The following is an 18453-nucleotide window of genomic DNA, read 5'->3' as shown; positions in this document are numbered from 1 at the left end:
CTTTTTTTGTTTCTGTCGGGAAAATGGTACTTTTTCTGGTTGTCAGGGAAAGTACTTTTTTTGCCATTGAATATCGTTTTTACGTAGGGGCATAAGAAAAAAGAGGAGGGCCGTAATTAATTCAGCATTCAGAATTCCTAATTCAGCATTCACAAAAATGTCCAGAGTAGCTTTTAAAATGTACCTCCACGAAGGAAAAACCGACGAGTACAAGCGCCGTCACGATGAACTATGGCCGGAGCTGCACGAGCTGCTGAAACAGAGCGGTATCGGCAACTACTCCATTTTTCTGGACGAAGAAACAAATGTACTCTTCGGTGTGATGAACGTGGCCGACGAAGCCGCCCGCCGGGAGTTACCTAATCATCCCGTTATGAAAAAGTGGTGGGCCTACATGAAAGATATCATGGAAAGCAACCCGGATAACTCGCCCGTAAGTACTCCGCTGCAGGAGGTGTTCTACATGGAGTAATCGGGTGGAATGCTTCAACGCAGAGGAAAGGGAGTAAGAAGAAGTGGCGCGGGGCTTTGGTAAGTGACAATTAATGTAAATTTACAATGTTAAAAAGATCTATATTCCTCCTCCTGGTAGCCGGTACCGTTGCCTGCCAAAAACCCGGTTACCAGTCCATCGGGCAACCCTGGGAGCCCGACTACGCCATTGACCGTTTTGAGAGTACAATAAAAGGTTTCGAAAGCCGCGACGCGGAGCAAAATCCCACGCCCGGCGGCATAGTCCTGACCGGCAGTTCGAGCTTTGCCCTCTGGAAGGAGGCAGATAAAGACTTGGCACCGCTACCCATTATTAACCGGGGCTTTGGCGGCTCTACGCTACCCGAGGTAATCCACTACACCGACCGGGCCGTGCTGAAGTACGACCCCAAGACCATCGTGGTCTACTGCGAAAACGACATGTTCGGCAAGAAAGCCAAAACGCCCGAGCAAAACCGGGATGCCTACGTGGCCCTTACCCAAAAAATACGGGAGGACCTGCCCGACGTAAAAATGTACTACGTTTCCATGAAGCCGTCGCCCTCGCGCTGGGCAAGGCGGGCGGAGGTACAACGGGCCAATCAGTTGATTAAGAATTTTATTAAAACCGACCGTAACCACGAGTACATCGACGTATGGCCGGTGATGCTCAAAGACGGCCGTCCCGACGGGAGTATTTTCCGCTCCGACAGCCTCCACATGAACGCCGAAGGCTACCGCCGCTGGACTACAGTACTGAAGCCGATTCTGGAAAAGGAAGTCAGGTAAAGTAATGTATAATTAAAAATGTATAATGAAGGGGGAGCTTGACGGAGGCGTCGACAGATGTACTACCCTGGTCCGTGTCCCCATGGGCCGTCAGGGTACTGTTACACTTTACGTAGCAGGTTGGCGATTAGGAGAGTTTTAAGCCCCAGCGGGGGGCGCTCCTCCGGGGCGACACTTTAGTAGAAATAATAGTAATCAATTTATAGAAGCTCCGAAGGAGCGACATCATTCGAATTCCTTCGTACACTTCTAATGTATAATGTTCAATGAGGAGGGGGCCGGGCCACGCTGGCCGCGGAAAAAGAAAAGACTAACAGCTAACAGCTATTTACTAAGATGCTAGAAAAGAATCAGATACAGGAATATAATCAATCCAAAAGTGCCGACCATGATTTCAAGTGGGGTTACCTGGCCGAGAGCCTGGAACGGCAGGGACAGAACGTAGAGCAGCTTTTAGGGAAAGTAGCAAATTTTCAGGTAGCCATTCCGAGTTGGGCACTGGGTACTGGCGGTACTCGCTTCGGCCGCTTCCCCATTGGTGGCGAACCACGTAACCTGGAAGAAAAAATTGAAGATGTAGGCTTAATTCACGCCCTGAACCGCTCGTCTAATAGTATTTCGCTGCATATACCCTGGGATATACCCGGCGATGCCGCCGCAACGAAGGAGCTGTTGAGTCAGCACGGGCTTAGTATTGATTCGGTTAATTCCAATACCTTTCAGGACCAGAAAGACCAGCCGCATTCGTACAAATTCGGTTCGCTGTGCCACACGCAGGCGGAGGTCCGGAAGCAGGCCATTGACCATAATATTGAAGTAGTAGAGTACGGCAAAGCCCTGGGTGACGAGTGCAAAACGCTGACCGTATGGCTGGCCGACGGCTCCAACTTTCCCGGACAGCACCACCTGCGCCGGGCCTACCAGCGCACGCTGGACTCGCTCACGGCCGTTTACGAAGGCATGCCCTCCGACTGGACCATGCTGGTGGAGTACAAGCCCTACGAACCCAACTTCTATTCCATGGTCATACCCGACTGGGGTACTTCCTACACCCTCTGCCAGCAGATCGGCGAGCGGGCGCAGGTACTTGTGGACCTGGGCCATCACCTGCCCAATACCAACATTGAGCAGATAGTAGGTAGGCTGATGCACTTTGGCCGCTTGGGAGGCTTCCACTTCAACGGCTCCATGTACGGCGACGACGACCTCACTACCGGCGCTACTAAACCCTACCAGCTGTTCCTGATCTTCTGCGAACTGGTACAGGGGATGAACGACCCGTCGGTGAAGAACCCGGCCCTGGCCTGGATGATTGACGCCAGCCACAATACCAAAGACCCCATTGAGGACCTGCTGCAGTCGGTGCAGGCGATCAAGATGGCCTACGCTAAAGCCCTGCTGGTGGATACCGACGCACTTTTTGCCGCCCAGGAACAGAACGACGTGGTACGGGCGCAGGAAATCCTGGAAAGTGCTTTCCAGACCGATGTAAGGGCACTGGTTGCCGAAGCTCGTCGTCAGCATGGAGCCGCCCTTGATCCGGTGGGTCTGTACCGGCAGTTGGGTATTCGTGAGGAGCGCATTGGGCAGCGGGGCCGCTACGCGGTAGCTACCGGCCTGTAAATTTACCATTTGCCAGAATCCAGAGCGGGTACGGTAGGAGTAAAACATAAAGTCTGTATATTGACCTAAAAAAAGAGGTAGAACCAATCACAGATGTTGATTTAAGTACTACATCGAAATCAGTTTGCATTTTGCAATTGTTAAACCAAATTGTAAGGGGCTGATTTTTAGATATATAAATAACTAATGGCTAACAAACTAATAGCTAACAGCTACTTAGCACTATATAATGAACGTAACGGCGGTATTTGACATTGGGCGCACCAATAAGAAATGGGTTCTTTTTGATGAGCAGTACCAGATTGTAGAAGAAAATAATGAAACGCTTCCCGAAACGACGGATGAGGATGGTTTTCCCTGCGACGACCTGGCGCTGCTGACCCAGTGGGTACAGGGGCACTGGGAAGACCTGAAGAAGCGGGAAGATATTACCATCAAAGCCATCAATGTGGCCGGCTACGGTGCTACGCTGGTACATCTGGACGCGCAGGACCAGCCCGTTACGCCGCTTTACTCCTACCTCAAGCCCTACCCCCAGGCCGTATCGCATCAGTTTTTCAGTACCTACGGCGACCCTACGCGCCTGGCGCTGCAGACCGGTTCGCCCATTATGGGTATGCTCAACACCGGCCTGCAGATCTACTGGATCAAGTACACTCAGCCGGAGGTATACAGTACCATCAAAACAACCCTGCACCTGCCGCAGTACATCCTGTTTCTGCTCACGGGCCGCAAGGTAAGCGACTTTACCTCCATTGGCTGCCATACCCTGCTGTGGAGCTTTGAAATGATGGACTTCCACGAGTGGACCAAAGCCGAAGGTATTCACAAAGTAGTGGCTCCCATGCTGGCAGCATCGTCTTTTATCACCCGCGATGGCGACCGGGTTATGCAGTCAGGCTTCGGTTTGCACGACAGCTCCGCCGCCCTCATACCTTACCGCTCGGCGTTCAAAAAGCCTTTTGTGCTGCTTTCGACGGGTACCTGGTGTATCAACTTCAATCCGTTTGTGGCCCGGCCGCTTACCTTCGACCAGCTCGAGCGCGACTGTCTGCACTTTATGACACCCGAAGGCAGCGGCGTTAAAGCCTCGCGGGTGTTTATGGGGCGCGAGCACGACCACCAGGTCGAGCGCATCGCGGAGTACTTCAAGGTACCACTGGACTTTTACAAAAAGATTTCGTTTGATGAGAAGTACCTTACCGCCCCGGCACCACCTTTTTACCCCGCTCTGATGGAGGGCAACGGTCCCTTCCCCGAGCCCAGCCCGCAGGAGTGGCAGGTAAGCGCGTTCGCTTCGCCCGAGGCCGCCTACCATCACCTCCTCATCGGCCTGGTTAACATTCTGGCCGTGTCGCTACAGCTGATTGGCGTGGAGGAAGTACCTACCCTGTACGTAGACGGGGGCTTCTCCAAAAACTTCATCTTTGCCCAACTTCTGGCCCGTCAGTTCCCCAACCACGAAGTATGCACCACCGAGCTACCCTACGCCACGGCGCTGGGTGCCGCCCTGCACGTTACCCGCCCGCAGAACTTTGAGTTTCCGGGGAAGATTACGAAAGTGGTGGTGTAGGGGAAGGTATGGCGCGGGTCTATCCTATGCTAACCGGGACGCGGCTTTTTTGCAAAGAGTTCCAACCTATTGAAGGTGTGATAGGTCAGTGGATTGAGGTTAACTTTTTCGCGAAATCTTATGCGCTATTTTTTAACGTTTGTAAGCCTTATAATCCTCCACGCTGGTTGTCAGCGGCCAGGCGATGTGTCACCGTCAGATGCTCCTGTTGCCTCGTTTGCGGATTTACCCGCTTCCTATCAACCGTTTGCCGGCTTTGACGCTGCCGCTGGTCGGCTCAAGCGTGAATCAAAGAGCGGTAAAACCAGTAGTGAGTGGCGGTACAATGAGCGAGGCCAGTTATTGGAGTGGCGACTTTTCCGTTTTGATGCGGTAGAATCAGCTGTTCAGTATCGGTACGACAAACAAGGTCGCTTACGCTTCGTCCAGCAATTTTCTAATAATTGCGGCTATTCAAGTGTATACAATTGCACTGGACCGGTCGAGTGGACGAGTTATGACGAACTGACTACCGACGCAGCCGGTCGCGTGGTTGAGAGCCGAACATACCTTAAACTGGGCGGTAAATGGGACTTTCGAAGCAAAAGTACCTACGAATACAACGCACAGGGGCAATTGACGAAGGTACTCCGGTTTGATGCCAATGGCGTACGCACACTTACGCAGCTACTGACCTATGATACTCGAGGTAACGTAATAGTTGTCAGGGAGGAAAACAGTAATGCTTCTCCTGATGTCGCAGACCGCACCTTTACCTATGAGTATGATACAGGACGTAACCCTTACTTTAATACGGTTTATTGGGCGAATGCTTTATTTCTAAGTCCTAATAATCAGCTCGTTCAGGGGTTGACCTATGAGTATCGCCGGGATGGCCTGCCAATTCGGATCCGTCAGAATGGGGGCACAACAGACTTAGAGTATTATTAATCGCTGGCCATTATTAAACTCAGGTTTGCATAAGGAAATAATTTCCTCTCAGCTAACCCTGATTTGCAAACAGAGTTGTGTCAAATCGCGTTTTAAACGCAAGATGATTCAACGCCCGATTACAAATCGGGGTTAGCGGGACAATCACCTAAGTTTAGTACCTGAACCAAGCACTGCTACCACTATGAAAATCATCAGTACCCCCACCATGCCAGCGGCCAACGGGCACTACTCGCAGTGCATTGAATACAATGGACTACTGTACCTATCGGGACAACTTCCGCGGGATATGGTCACCAAAGAAATTCCTGAAAGCATCGAAGACCAAACCCTGGTAGCGTTCAGCAACGTGAAGGCTATACTTACGGAAGCGGGAAGTTCCATCCATAAAATCATTCAGGTGCGGCTGTACATTTCAGACATAGCACTGTGGGATCAGGTGAATGCCGTGTACAGCAGGTTTATGGGTGAGCATAAACCAGTACGGTCAATAATCCCTACCCGGGAGCTACACTTCGGCGCGTTGATCGAAGTAGAGGTACTGGCGGCAGTGTGATATCCCGCCTGCGCTGAACCCGAAATATTTTCTGTCCGCTCTGTTTTCTTCTGTATTTATTAATGTACATTAGTAGTGAAGTAAACAAATCTGTCTCAGGTACTTAACTACAACTTCAAGGGCTATGGGTATCTATTCAAAGTACGTTTTTCCAAGGCTGATGAACCTGGGTATGTCAGGTGAAGAAATCGGCAAGTACCGGCAGGAAATGCTGAGCTTTGCTGAGGGCGAAATCCTGGAAATCGGGTTTGGTACTGGTCTGAACCTGCCCTACTACCCCAAAGAAGTGAAGAAGATCCATACCATCGACGTCAACGCGGGGATGAATCCGCTGGCCAGTAAAAACATAGAAAAATCCGGCATCCGGGTGGATTACCACATCATGGACGCGGAAAATTTAGCTTTTCCGGATAGTACCTTTGATACCGTAGTAAGTACCTGGACGCTTTGCAGCATCAAAAACGTAGATCAATGTCTGGCGGAAATCTACCGTGTGCTCAAACCGGATGGCAGGTTCATCTTTGTCGAGCACGGATTAAGTAATGAGTACCACGTTCAGAAATGGCAGCACCGTGTAAATCCCATTCAGAAAGTACTGGCCGAAGGCTGTCACCTCAACCGGAACATAGAAGACCTGATTCGGGGCGCGGGCTTTAGGTTTGAGCGTTTAACCAAACAGTACGCCCAGGGTGCGCCAAAGATCCTCAGCTACCTTTACTACGGCATGGTCGGAAAGTAGCGGGGGCTGTGCTGTGTACGGTGTCCCCAAAGAGTACTTTGAAACCTCACCCGATACAGCCTGCTACTTTCTCAAAGCGGTATTTCAAAAAGGCAGCACTTGGGTTCATGTTGGTAGTGAGCGGGTAATTGGGTAGTATCCTTCAGTTGAACAATACCTAAAAATGTAAAACCCGCGCTGGTGTAATGCTGAATAAGTCGGGTGTTGTTGCCGAGGGTATCCAGCCGGATGTATGTTTTCTGATTTTCACGGGCGTGGTTTCTGGCCCAGTCTACCAGGGGAGTAATAAACCGGTTGCCTTGGAAGTGCGGGTTGGTGGCAATCCGGTGGATATAGATAGCATCGCCCTTTTCTTTTTCTTCCCAAATGTCTTTATCCTCGTAGGTAATCACCCAGTTGCAGGCTATTTCCTCCCCGATGACCAGCTTCCATTGCCTCTTTTCCGCAATTTCAGCTTCGATGAACTCTTTACTGAAGGCGGGCCAGACTACCACATTGCGGGCTGTCTGAAGATTTCTCGCGGCCTCGTATAATTTTAAGATTGCGTCGGCATCCGTAGCGGAACAACAAGCTATTTCCATTTTTTAAGAGAGATAAAGTAGGGTACCTGGCTTTCCAGCCAACCCAAGCGATTATATACCGCAAAAGTGCTCATTAAATCGTATTTGTAAAACCCGAATCTTGCTGAATTTGGCTTTATGATGACTGGTCAGGGTACCTTCCGGTGGCTCAGCAGCCATTCGTACAGGGCTTTATCCTCGTACCGGTCCAGGATAAAATGATCTGCCTCAGGTAATACCGTGAAGCGTACGTTTCCTCCCAAAGCCTTTACTCTATTCACCAGTACTTCCGAATTACTGATGGGGGCTGCTTCATCTTTCGCTCCGTGGATGGCCCAGACGGGCGTATGCACCAGCGCATCGGCCCAGCTTTCGATGGTAGACAGCGCACTCATGGGCGCAATGGCAGCAAACTTCGCAGGGTACCTGTAGGCCAGGTACCAGGTACCCCGGCCACCCATGGAATGACCGGTCAGGTACATACGGGTGGTATCGATGCGGTAAGTGGTAGCTATCTGATCCAGCAGACTGACGAGGCTTTCAGCATCGGTCCAGATTTCGCCACTGGGGCATTGGGGAGCCAGCACGACAAAGGGAAAGTGCCGGTCCTCTGCCAGCAAAGCCGGCAGGCCCGTTTTCTTTACTTTATTCAGGTCATTGCCCCGGGCGCTGCCGCCGTGCAGGTAGAGGATCAGGGGGAATGGCTGGGTTGACTGCGCATATTCTTCCGGCAGGTACAGGAGGTAGGGCATTTCCACGCTACGTCTCACTACGGCACGGTGTTTTCTTTCGTGCAGTCCGGAGGTACCTTGTTGCGGGCCAGGTACTTTGGTCTGGGCTTCACATAAGGTTGATAAAAAGCAACCGCCAAGTATCAGGAGCCAGCCTATCAGGGGCAGGACTGGCGGTAAAGGGAGCCGCTTTATGGCCCGATGGGGTAGCCTGGTTTCGTTCAAGAGCTCTCTTTGGATTTTAAAATAAGTAGATGCCATGTTGGAAAGTACTTTGTTGGGAAGTACTTTACTGTTTTCGAAGAATTAGTTCTGCAAAATTATCCTTAAACTCTTTCCTAAGCCCTATTGGCTTCATGGAGTCTGCCCTGGTTCCCGAAAAAAAACTACGAATGAAAAACGACAAAAACGCGGGTTGCTGTCGGCGGGTATTGGCGCTTCGGTGCTGGGTATAGGCTTTTTGACCCAGTATGTGCTGTATATGAATGGTTTATCCTTTGATGCCATCATGTACACGCTTACAATGCTGGGAATGTGCCTGATCTTCTACGCCGCCGTCCAGTTTTTTTGTTAGCAGGTACTTCCTTATCCGACTAAACTTACTTAACAAGCAGAGGGGTTTTTGTGTACTGCGTAGGTATCGACACGATGGGTTCTTCCAGCTGAATGCCTTCCCGTCGACGCCCCACACATCGTACATAGCCCAGATAACGTCCCTGATCCGCCTCCAAGGCCTGAATCTCCGGCAGGTTGTCAGGAGCGATGGCCAGGTGCCATTCCCTCCACAAGCGCCAGCCTTCGGGCAGGGTATCGGCCAGTCCAATATCAAGGAAACCCGTCCGCTCCCAGTGCCGCCGCCACCAGTCGGCTGAGTGCAGGCACCAGAGTTCGGGCGTCCACCAGGCCCGCAGATGCTCGGGTAGCACCCCTTCCAGTTCCCGCATCAGGCCGGCCCCCGCGATCCCTATTGGTCCGCCGGGTTTTACAAAGCGGGCCAGGTAGTTGAGGTACAGGTCGTCGGTGCCGTAGTAAAAATAAGAATCAATGCTCACAATGGCATCGAAGAATTCCGCCGCGAAGGGCAGGGAACGCGCATCGGCATGGATAGGAAAAACGCCGTCCTCAACCCCGGCGTCACGGATACGCCGGAGGTTTTCGTCGGCGCTACACCACAGGTCCGTGGCCCATACCTGCACTCCGAACTCGCGGTGGAGGAAAATGGAGGATAGGGCCCGTCCGCAACCCAGGTCCAGTACGCGCATACCGGGCCGTAAGTCCATAGCCTGAGCAAGCCACTCTGTCAGCCACAGCGCATTGGCTCCGCCGCTCACGCCCGCCCTGATCCAGTCGGGATGATAAGCCGAGGAGCGGGGGAATTCTTTCTGGGAAAACGGATTATTCATTTGTAGATTTCTGCATGATGTACTGACAGGGCGTTGTGGGTAGCCTTCCTCTGAAAGGCTACCCACAACGCCCTTAAATAGGTACTTTATTTTTATACGGCCTTCACTTCCCAGCCTTTGCGGTAGGTACGCCGCAGGTACTTGTCAGCGGCCGGATAATTCGGGAATTTCATTTTAGCCGCATCCCATTTCAGCAATTGTCCGGGTACCCTTATCGCCACTGTACCCAGTAAGACCGCCTCGGTCATGGGGCCGGATTGGGCAAAGTGCGATTCGGTTTTTTCGCCGCCCAGGCAGGCATCCACAAAGTGATGGTAATGGTTGCGCTCGGGCAGGGTAGGAGTCGTATAGTCTTTTACGTTACCATTGGGGATAATTACCGGCATTTTCCCGTGGGGAATCAGTAAGGCACCTTCGGTACCAATCAGCATGGCCGATTCGGCGGGGTACTCGCCGTCCTTGTACAGGTCCCGTATCTCCTGCGGCGGATAAAATTCTCCGTCAAACCATTCGGCCGTCAAGGTACCTGATTCCGTTAAGGCATTGCCCGGAAACTGCCAGGTGATATGGTTGCCCTGGGGCCAGGTGTCGGCCCGGCGCTCGGGTGAATCCTGCCACGACTGCTGAACCTCCGCCTGTACCGACAGGGGGGCTTTCATGCCCAGCCCTTTCCAGACCGCATCAAAAATATGGCAACCTATGTCGCCGGACCAGCCCGTTCCGAAATCCTGCCAGGTGCGCCAGATAGCCGGGTGGTAAATGTCTGGAGCGTACGGACGAACGGGTGCCGTTCCGAGCCACTGATCCCAGTGCAGATGCGCCGGTACTTCCTGTCCCTGGGCCGGACGCGGCCCCACCAGCCGGTACTTAGCCACGGCACCCGGACGGTTGGAGCACAAATAGGCGTGTTTTATTTTTCCAATAATTCCCTGTTTGATCCATTGTACCGCCGTGCGGTCGCCCATGCTGGAAGCTACCTGGGTACCCAGCTGGGTCATAACGCCCGCTTTGACGGCCGCTTTCGTTAAATCACGTACTTCGGCCACATCATGACACATCGGCTTCTGACAGTACACATGTTTTTTGTCGCGGATGGCCTGAACGGCAATTGGGAAATGGTTGTGATCGGGTACACTTACGTTGACCGAATCGATATTTCCGGCTTCCGCTTTGAGTAGTTCGCGCCAGTCGGTGTAGGTGCGCGCGCCCGGTACAAATTCAGCGGCCCGCTTAAGGTTGTTTTCATCCACATCGCAAAGCGCCACTATCTCGACCTGCGGGTGCTTTTTGAACTGTTGTAAGTCGCCCCAGCCCATGCCCCCTACGCCGATGCAGGCGTGCCGGAGTTTGGAAGCTGGACCGGAAGAAGCCTCAGCGGAAGAACTGAACAGCATAGGAGCCGCCATGGCCGCAGTGGCGGCCTTGACCAGAAAATCTCGGCGTGAATCCTGACTTGGTTTATTTTTCATAGGACACAGGGGTTTAGGTGAATATTCGTTTGGAAAAGTTCTAAGGCAGGAGGAGCCGGTACAAGCCCGTCAGGTTGTACGCTGGATTCAACAGTGGTCGGCTGTGCTGAACAAAAGTACCTGATAGTCAAACTCTACTTTATCTTCCTGGCCTTCAACCCATAGAACCAGAAGCCGTCGTTGGGTTCTTCAAATTCAATACCCGTTACCCGCTGGTTGTTGTCGGTGGTGAACTTCACGGAGCCGAAGGTAAACCAGGGGTGCGGTCGAAGTCTTGCCTGCGTACGAAAACACATCTACCCTGCCAGTCGTTAAAGAATATAGAGTCTTTTCAGTCTTTGGCTCATCCGGGTGATTTAGGTATACGAGTCTCTACGTTCGGTATTATTTTAACTAATTGGCAGTATGTTGTTAAATAAGAAAGTGCCGGTTGCTTACATAATTAACAAAGTAAAATTTGAATTTATATTTGTACTCATTATTTCAATATGTGTTCTTTTCCTTACTGATATTTTCCAGGATATTTTGCCGGAAATGCCTTTAACAGTACCTGCCTTTATCGGGACTGCCATCTCTATTCTGCTTTCATTCAAGCTGAATCAATCGTACGACAGGTGGTGGGAAGCTCGTAAAGTGTGGGGAAGTATAGTGAATGATTCCCGCAGCTTTGTTATTCAGCTTCAAATGTTAGCAGCCAAGGGGAATGAGACTGCAATAAGAACGATAGCTTACCGGCAGATAGCCTGGTGCTACTGCCTGGGGCAAAGCCTGAGAGGATTAAATCCGTTGGATAACCTGGAAGGCCTGCTGTCTGCGGAAGATCTTGCTGCTATGAAATTGCACAACAACAAATCATTGGCACTGCTGCAAATGCACGGAAGAGATATTAAAGAGCTAAAAGAAAATAACCAGCTGGATATATTTTCTCAAGTACAACTGGACAGTACCCTGGTGCGGCTTTGTGAAGCCCAGGGCAAAGCCGAACGCATAAAGTCTACTGTGTTTCCTGTTACTTACCGGCTTTTTCTGCATTATATTATTTATCTTTTTGTCATTACGCTCTCTATCTCGCTGGAAGACGTAGCCGGATATTTTGAAATACCCTTGCTAATGGTGTTGTCAATGGCCTTCTTTTTACTGGAAAAGTCGGCAACGCACATGCAGGACCCATTCGAAAACCGCCCTACTGATACGGCAATGACCGCCATAGCAAGGACAATAGAAATTAATATCAGGCAGTTACTCAAGGAAACGGACGTTCCTGCACCACATCAACCGGAAGTTTTTTATTTATCATAACCATCTAAACTCTATTAAGAATGAGAACGTTAACCGCAGAAATGCAAAAGTCCATCACGCCTGCTTCGGCTCTGAATTTACTGAAAGAAGGAAACGAAAGGTTTGTAAATAACCGGAAAGCGGACCGGGATCTCTTACAACAAGCGGATGAAACCTCAAACGGACAATATCCTTTCGCCGTCATTCTAAGCTGTATTGACAGCAGGACTTCTGCTGAATTAATATTTGATCAGGGGATTGGCGATATCTTCAGCGTTCGTATCGCCGGAAATATAATTAACGAAGATATTTTGGGTAGTATGGAGTTTGGCTGTAAGGTAGCCGGCTCAAAAATTATCGTTGTGCTGGGGCATACAAAATGCGGAGCCGTAAAAGGGGCGTGCGATCAGGTAGAAATGGGCAATCTGACAGCACTGCTTACTAAAATACGACCTGCCGTTGAGGAGGAACAAACTACCCGGGAAAACCGTAATTCGAAAAATGGCGAGTTTGTAGAAAAAGTCTCCCAAATCAATGTGAAAAGAACGGTTGAAGCCATTCAGCAGCGGAGTCCGGTATTAAAGGAAATGATTGAAAAAGGCGAAATCAGTATCGTAGGTGGTATGCACGATATTTCGACGGGTATAGTAACATTTTTTGAGCAGGAAACCCAGGCATAATCATTAAAAGGGTAGCCCCGATACCGTCAGAAAGCGCTGAATAGTGTAAAGGGCGTAAAATAAAGGGTCCGCGGTGAAGCTAACTAAGGCTTCCCGCGGACCCTCTTATGAGTTGATAAGGTGCCGCCCCGCGCGGCGGCGGCCCCTAGGGCTTTGCCATTACATTTGATCCTGTTTCTGCTACTAAAGTGTCGCCCCCAGCGGGGCTTTTTGAAGCGAATGGTAGTGCATAGGCTTATGCCCAGACGTCGATTTTTAGTTAAGTAGACAGCACACGCATTCCTGCGTACACTACTGATAAGTACTCCTGAATTGCTGTTAGGATTCTCTTTATCTTTTACCCCATGAATAGCTTGGGCAGTGTAAGTACCAGTGCATTGGCCCAGTATACAATAGTAGACAATGCACTCATTGTATAAAGATATATTCCCTTACTTCACCTTCTTCGCATTCAGCTCATAGAACCAGAAGTCGTCATTAGGTACTTCAAACTCAATACCCGTTACCCGCTGATTGTTGTCAGTGGTGAACTTCACGGTGCCGAAGGTAAACCAGGGATGCTGCTTTTTCCAGTGCAGCTGAAAGGTATCGTAGTGCCAGTGCGAAAGCGTAGCGTTCAGGTTGGGCGTATGCTCAAAACTAATTTCCAGCGCGCCGTTCTTCTCGCTTACCGTTATGTTGCCGTACACGTCGGTATGGTAGGTACCGGCGTAGGCGGTCAGGGGCTGGGTGGGTTTGGTGTTCAGGATGCGTTTGGCTTTGAGGTCAGCGACGCGGGTGTCACTGGCGTAGGCTTGGTTGGTGCGGTCAAGGTCTTTCTGCGACCAGTCGGTTTCGGGGCGGCCCAGAAAGGCGTCGAAGGTATAGTGCGCCATCGCGTTGATGGGGGCTTTCAGTCCGTTGGTCAGTACCACCACGCCCAGGTTCTGGTCGGGCAACATACTGATGGACGTGATCATGCCGTCGTAGCCACCCGTATGCGATACTTTGAGGTGGCCCTGGTAGTCGCGGAGCCCCCAGCCCAGGCCGTAGCCGGCAAAGGTACTTCCGTAGTCGTTGGGTTTGGTGCGGTCGACCGGAAAGCTGTTGTGGACGGTCCAGACCATGTTGCGGGTGCGGGGCGTCAGCAGCGTGTCCTTGCCGTGGATGCCGTTATTGAGGTTAAAGATCATCCATTTGTTCAGATCCTCCACGCTCGAGATCAGTCCACCCGTAGCGGCAATCTCCTCCCAGCTGGTGTAGGGTATAGGTTTATGGGTAGTATTCTTAATCAAAGCATGTGGTGAAGCGGCATTTCCCAGCCTGGCTACCTGATCTATATTCACGATGGTGCGGGTCATGCTCAGCGGGTCCAGGATGCGTTCCTTTAGGTTTTCGTACCACGATTTGCCCGTTACCTTTTTGATAATCTCCCCCGCCGTAATAAACATCAGGTTGGAGTAGCCGTAGCCCGCCCGGAACGGATAACCCTGTGGCAGGTACCTGATACGCCGGATGATTTCTTCGGACGAAAAATTAGAATTATACCACACAATATCGCCACAGAAGGTGCCCAGGCCGGTACGGTGGCTCAGGATGTCGCGGATGGTAGCGTTGTCGGTGGCGTAGGAGTCGGGCAGGGCAAAGTACGGCAGGTGGTCTTTAACCTTATCGTCCCAGTTGAGCTTGCCTTCCTGTACCAGCATTCCTATGATGGCGGAAGTAAAGGCCTTGGAGTTGGAGGCAATGGCGAACAGCGTTTTATCGTTGACGGGCGTAGAAGTACCCTGAGTAGTGACGCCGTATCCTTTTGAGAATACTACCTTGCCATCTTTCACGATACCCACGGCCATACCCGGTACGCCCCAGGCTTTCTGGGCATTGGCAAAGTAGGCATCCAGTTTCTTAATGTCTACCTTCACCGGCGCCTGTGCCAGAGCAGGGGAGGAGAAACAGGTACTTATCAGGGTAAATACTAAAAGGAGTTTACGGGACAGTTGAAAAAATGGGTACATGGGTGTTGTATAAAAAGCTTGATGAAGTAATGTAAATGGGAGCCTAAGAGCCGGGCCAAAGGTTAAATATAAAAGAAAAAAAGCTTTGGTGGGTAGCTGCATCCGCATTTACCGACTATTCTGGTACTTTTAGGCAGATACGCTCATATCGGCTTCAACAGTCATAGTTCAGGCATGAATCACTACGACGCTTTACTGGAACACATCCAGCAGGTAGTACCCCTCTCTGAAGAGAGCAAAGGCTACGTTCGGGAAGAATTTAAGGTGAAAGAGCTCCGGAAAAAGGAAATACTTTTGCACCAGGGTGATGTTTCACAGCATATGCGCTTCATCACGAAGGGGTGCTTTAAGTGCTTTAATGTAGATGAAAAGGGAAAGGAGCATATCATGTTGTTCGGCATTGAGGGCTGGTGGATCAATGACCTGTACAGCTACCTGACCCAGTTGCCGGCCCGGAGTACCTTACAGGCGATAGAGCCCAGTGTGATCCTGCAGATCCACCGTGACTCGATGGAAGAACTGTTGCAGAAGGCCCCGGTGATGGAGCGGTTTTTCCGGATCAAGACCCAGAATGCCTACGTGGCTTTGCAGGAGAGGACCATGCGCAGCATGAGCCAACCGGCCGAACAACGCTACTTGGACTTCCGCAAAAAGTACCACGACATAGAGCAACGCGTGCCGCAGTACCTGATTGCTTCGTACCTGGGCATTACACCCGAGTTTTTGAGCAGCATTCGAAAAAAAGGGGCGGAAGGTCCTGTTTCTTAAGGTACATTAATTTTTTTCAGTGGAGTCCTCCGGACCTTTGTGCAACACAAACAAAAAAGGTTAGCCCTATGAAAAAGATCATTGCATTTGCCGGAAGTAACAGTGCCCAGTCTATCAACCAGAAACTGGTAGAAGTAGCCATCAGTAAGCTGCCACAGGAAGCAGTACAGCTCATCAACCTGGCAGACATCAAAGTACCTGTCTATGGAATAAATACCGAGGAAGAAGCGGGTATACCGGAGGCCATCCGGCAACTCCGTGCGGTACTGGCCGAAGCGGACGGATTTATCATTGCTTCGCCCGAGCATAACGGACTGCTACCCGCCTTCTTCAAAAATATCATTGACTGGCTGTCGCGGATTGACCAGAATATATTTGAAAAAAAGCCCGTGCTGCTTATGAGTACTTCCACGGGTAGCTACGGAGGTCAGTCCAGCCTGAGTATATTGAAAAGTCTTTTCCCGCGCTGGGGAGGAAACGTAGTAGGTACCTTCTCGGTAGGTCCTTTTCAGGAAAAGTACAATGAGGCTACGCAAAGCCTTACCTATCCGGAAGACCAGCAATTGGCCGCAGCCCTTGAACAACTTACCGCCGAAGTATTTGAAGTGGCTCCGGCCGCTTAGCCTGAAATAGTACTTGAGATAACGACCTTATTAAACAGTCATGGAAAAAACATTAAGTCCGCTACAGGAAAGATTACTGGCCTTGGGCATCTCTGTCTCGGACCTGCCCCGGCCGGGTGGTTCGTATGTATCGGTCAACGTGCGGGGAGCCATTGCCTACGTAGCCATTCAGTTTCCGATCCGGGGTAAAGAGTACCACTTTCGGGGGCGGCTGGGACAGGAGCTATCCACCGCCGAAGGCTACGAAGCGGCCACTCTGGCGGCCATGAATGCCGTGGCCCAGGTCGAGAATTATGTGGGCTTCGATAAGGTACTAGGGCTAAATCATGTCGACGTATACTATCAGTCGGCGGAGGAGTGGGACGATGGGCCGCTGGTAGCCAATGGCGCTTCTGACTTGTTTCTTAAAGTACTGGAAGAGAAAGGACAGCACACCCGGTCTATATTTGGAGTGCACAAATTACCCCGCAACTTTAGTGTAGGGATAAGTTGTACATTTACCCTATTATAGTTGAGTAAATACCATTTGTTAGCCATGAATATATAATTTCTACGCTTATGGATACCAAACCTCTGCTTGACTATCTGCGCAGATATGTAGATCTGAACCAGGAAGAAGAGGTCCTGTTTCTTTCCAAAGTAAGGCTCAGGAAGTACCTCAAAGGGCAGTATGTAGTCCAGCAGGGCGATGTGTGCCTGTACGAAAACTTTGTGTTGTCGGGCTGCCTGAAGTCATTCCACATGGACCCGGAGGGGCATGAGCATATCGTAATGTTTGCCATCGAAGACTGGTGGACGGGTGACCTGGGTAGTTTTCTTAGTCAAACCCCGGCCTCGCTAAATGTTCAATGTATGGAGAATTGTGTGCTGGCTCAGCTTATGTATTCAGACCTGCAGGAGCTGTACATCCAAATACCTAAGCTGGAGAGGTTCTTCCGGATTATTATTCAGAAAGCGTACGTAGCTTCTCAACAGCGAGTGGTACAGAACCTGAGCATGCCCGCCAAAGACAGGTACCTCTTCTTCCGCAAGCTGTACCCCCGTATCGATCAGCGGGTACCGCAGTACATGATTGCCTCCTACCTGGGTATTACACCCGAGTTCCTGAGCAAGATCCGAAGCCAGCTTATCTACGAGCAGTAGTATCTTAATCTAGTTTAACCTGCTTTCTTAACCTACTTCATCGTCTGCTAAGGGGTGGTACATGAACTTTGTAGCATCACTAAAACACAAAGTTTATGAGTCAATTACTGGAAAAAGTTACAGACCTGAATGACCTGGTGCTACAAGGTAAAGCCCTGGAAGCATTCGACAAGTACTACCACGATACGGTAGTAATGCAGGAAAACGAAAACCAGCCAACGGTTGGGAAAGAAGCGAATCGGCTACGGGAAGAGGAATTCTTTTCATCCATTACTGAACTACGTACTGCCAGACCTCTGAAAGTGACCGTCGGCGAAGGTATCACGATGGTACAGTGGCAGTACGACTACACCCACAAGGACTGGGGCGTTAAAAACTACACGCAGGTATCGGTGCAGGAATGGCAGGATGGCCAGATCATCAAAGAGCAATTCTTCTACGGCAACTAACTTATTATTCATCTATTAGCCATAAAAAAATAAACCAATGAAAAAGCTACTATTTAATACCAATGATTCGTACGCAGGCCTGATCCTGCGGGTAAGTCTGGGAGCAGTTGTATTTGCACACGGAGCCCAAAAACTACTGGGGTGGTTTGGGGGATATGGATTTTCGGGTACCATGGATTTCTTCACTAAAACCATGCACCTGCCCTGGCTGGTGGCGCTGGCGGTGATCCTGCTGGAATCGGTAGGAGCCGTAGCCCTGATAGCCGGACTAGCTACCAGACTACTAGCCCTGGCGTACACCTTTCTGGCAGTGGGTATCCTGATTACGCACACACAATGGGGATTCTTTATGAACTGGTTTGGCAATCAGGGAGGCGAAGGCATTGAGTACTTTCTGCTCTGGTTGGGTATAGCCGCGGCACTGGTCAGCATTGGCAGTGGAGCCTTTTCGGTTGACCGCCTGCTCTTCAGCCCAAAAGAGAACTCCATTCACCCCGAAGGCGCAAAAAGGGTGATCCATCAAGAGGTTGGAAGCTGATACCTTCTGCACATTACTCCTTTCATTCCAAAATAGAAAAAGAGGTTTGCCACTGTGGCAAACCTCTTTTATATGCATGATGTATAGTGAATTAGTAGTTTACAAAAGAATTATTGATTCAGCCCCATCGGCCGTT

General features: G+C 50.6%; 21 protein-coding genes. 15 read left to right on the top strand and 6 right to left on the bottom strand.

Annotated features, from left to right (window positions below; genetic code table 11):
• Positions 1-157: 157 nt before the first annotated feature.
• The 7 genes from rhaM to VGN67_RS05185 all read left to right on the top strand — a co-directional run bounded on the left by rhaM (position 158) and on the right by VGN67_RS05185 (position 6681).
• Entirely contained in the window at positions 158-472 is a 315-nt protein-coding gene (rhaM, locus tag VGN67_RS05215) for an L-rhamnose mutarotase (protein WP_327485720.1), read from the top strand.
• Positions 473-558: 86 nt separating this feature from the next.
• Positions 559-1260: a GDSL-type esterase/lipase family protein gene (locus tag VGN67_RS05210; RefSeq protein WP_327485719.1), complete on the top strand. Its 702-nt coding sequence runs from the start codon at positions 559-561 to the stop codon at positions 1258-1260.
• A 336-nt stretch (positions 1261-1596) separates the two neighbouring features.
• Complete coding sequence (locus VGN67_RS05205) at positions 1597-2883, top strand: TIM barrel protein (RefSeq protein WP_327485718.1); 1287 nt, start codon at positions 1597-1599, stop codon at positions 2881-2883.
• A gap of 229 nt (positions 2884-3112) precedes the next feature.
• On the top strand, positions 3113-4456 hold the full coding sequence (locus VGN67_RS05200) for an FGGY-family carbohydrate kinase (protein WP_327485717.1): 1344 nt from the start codon (positions 3113-3115) through the stop codon (positions 4454-4456).
• 120 nt (positions 4457-4576) lie between these two features.
• Complete coding sequence (locus VGN67_RS05195) at positions 4577-5386, top strand: hypothetical protein (protein WP_327485716.1); 810 nt, start codon at positions 4577-4579, stop codon at positions 5384-5386.
• Between the two features lie 184 nt (positions 5387-5570).
• Positions 5571-5942: a RidA family protein gene (locus VGN67_RS05190; protein WP_327485715.1), complete on the top strand. Its 372-nt coding sequence runs from the start codon at positions 5571-5573 to the stop codon at positions 5940-5942.
• 124 nt (positions 5943-6066) lie between these two features.
• Positions 6067-6681: a class I SAM-dependent methyltransferase gene (locus VGN67_RS05185; RefSeq protein WP_327485714.1), complete on the top strand. Its 615-nt coding sequence runs from the start codon at positions 6067-6069 to the stop codon at positions 6679-6681.
• A gap of 71 nt (positions 6682-6752) precedes the next feature.
• Here VGN67_RS05185 and VGN67_RS05180 read toward each other — a convergent pair whose 3' ends face one another.
• From VGN67_RS05180 to VGN67_RS05160, 5 genes are all read right to left on the bottom strand, one after another.
• Positions 6753-7262: a GNAT family N-acetyltransferase gene (locus VGN67_RS05180; RefSeq protein ID WP_327485713.1), complete on the bottom strand. Its 510-nt coding sequence runs from the start codon at positions 7260-7262 to the stop codon at positions 6753-6755.
• Positions 7263-7390: 128 nt separating this feature from the next.
• Complete coding sequence (locus tag VGN67_RS05175; RefSeq protein ID WP_327485712.1) at positions 7391-8233, bottom strand: alpha/beta hydrolase-fold protein; 843 nt, start codon at positions 8231-8233, stop codon at positions 7391-7393.
• A 338-nt stretch (positions 8234-8571) separates the two neighbouring features.
• A complete protein-coding gene (locus tag VGN67_RS05170) occupies positions 8572-9375 on the bottom strand; it encodes an SAM-dependent methyltransferase (protein WP_327485711.1) in 804 nt (267 codons plus the stop codon).
• A 92-nt stretch (positions 9376-9467) separates the two neighbouring features.
• The gene (locus tag VGN67_RS05165) at positions 9468-10844 is read right to left on the bottom strand and encodes a Gfo/Idh/MocA family oxidoreductase (RefSeq protein WP_327485710.1); all 1377 of its coding nucleotides are present in this window, start codon (positions 10842-10844) and stop codon (positions 9468-9470) included.
• A 134-nt stretch (positions 10845-10978) separates the two neighbouring features.
• Positions 10979-11140 (bottom strand): hypothetical protein, encoded by a 162-nt coding sequence (locus VGN67_RS05160; RefSeq protein WP_327485709.1) that lies wholly within the window; start codon positions 11138-11140, stop codon positions 10979-10981.
• A gap of 109 nt (positions 11141-11249) precedes the next feature.
• Here VGN67_RS05160 and VGN67_RS05155 point away from each other — a divergent pair, with 109 nt between their 5' ends.
• Entirely contained in the window at positions 11250-12143 is an 894-nt protein-coding gene (locus tag VGN67_RS05155) for a bestrophin family protein (protein WP_327485708.1), read from the top strand.
• 20 nt (positions 12144-12163) lie between these two features.
• The gene (locus VGN67_RS05150; protein WP_327485707.1) at positions 12164-12802 is read left to right on the top strand and encodes a carbonic anhydrase family protein; all 639 of its coding nucleotides are present in this window, start codon (positions 12164-12166) and stop codon (positions 12800-12802) included.
• Between the two features lie 431 nt (positions 12803-13233).
• Here the strand turns inward: VGN67_RS05150 and VGN67_RS05145 are convergent, their stop codons facing one another.
• Entirely contained in the window at positions 13234-14796 is a 1563-nt protein-coding gene (locus VGN67_RS05145) for a serine hydrolase (RefSeq protein WP_327485706.1), read from the bottom strand.
• Between the two features lie 174 nt (positions 14797-14970).
• Here VGN67_RS05145 and VGN67_RS05140 point away from each other — a divergent pair, with 174 nt between their 5' ends.
• From VGN67_RS05140 to VGN67_RS05115, 6 genes are all read left to right on the top strand, one after another.
• Positions 14971-15564, top strand: coding sequence for a Crp/Fnr family transcriptional regulator (locus VGN67_RS05140; protein WP_327485705.1), 594 nt, complete (start codon positions 14971-14973; stop codon positions 15562-15564).
• A 68-nt stretch (positions 15565-15632) separates the two neighbouring features.
• Positions 15633-16187 carry an NAD(P)H-dependent oxidoreductase gene (locus VGN67_RS05135; protein ID WP_327485704.1) on the top strand — a complete coding sequence of 185 codons (555 nt, stop codon included), beginning with the start codon at positions 15633-15635 and terminating at the stop codon, positions 16185-16187.
• A 40-nt stretch (positions 16188-16227) separates the two neighbouring features.
• Entirely contained in the window at positions 16228-16698 is a 471-nt protein-coding gene (locus VGN67_RS05130; RefSeq protein WP_327485703.1) for a RidA family protein, read from the top strand.
• 47 nt (positions 16699-16745) lie between these two features.
• Positions 16746-17330, top strand: coding sequence for a Crp/Fnr family transcriptional regulator (locus VGN67_RS05125; RefSeq protein ID WP_327485702.1), 585 nt, complete (start codon positions 16746-16748; stop codon positions 17328-17330).
• Between the two features lie 95 nt (positions 17331-17425).
• Positions 17426-17779, top strand: a complete 354-nt coding sequence (locus VGN67_RS05120; protein ID WP_327485701.1) for a SnoaL-like domain-containing protein — start codon at positions 17426-17428, stop codon at positions 17777-17779.
• A gap of 37 nt (positions 17780-17816) precedes the next feature.
• Entirely contained in the window at positions 17817-18317 is a 501-nt protein-coding gene (locus VGN67_RS05115; RefSeq protein WP_327485700.1) for a DoxX family protein, read from the top strand.
• Positions 18318-18453: the final 136 nt, after the last annotated feature.

Origin of the sequence: Telluribacter sp., from assembly GCF_035998675.1 — a bacterium.
GTDB lineage: Bacteria > Bacteroidota > Bacteroidia > Cytophagales > Spirosomataceae > Telluribacter.
Note: the sequence above shows the minus strand (reverse complement) of the source record. Positions and strands in the feature narration are given on the sequence as shown.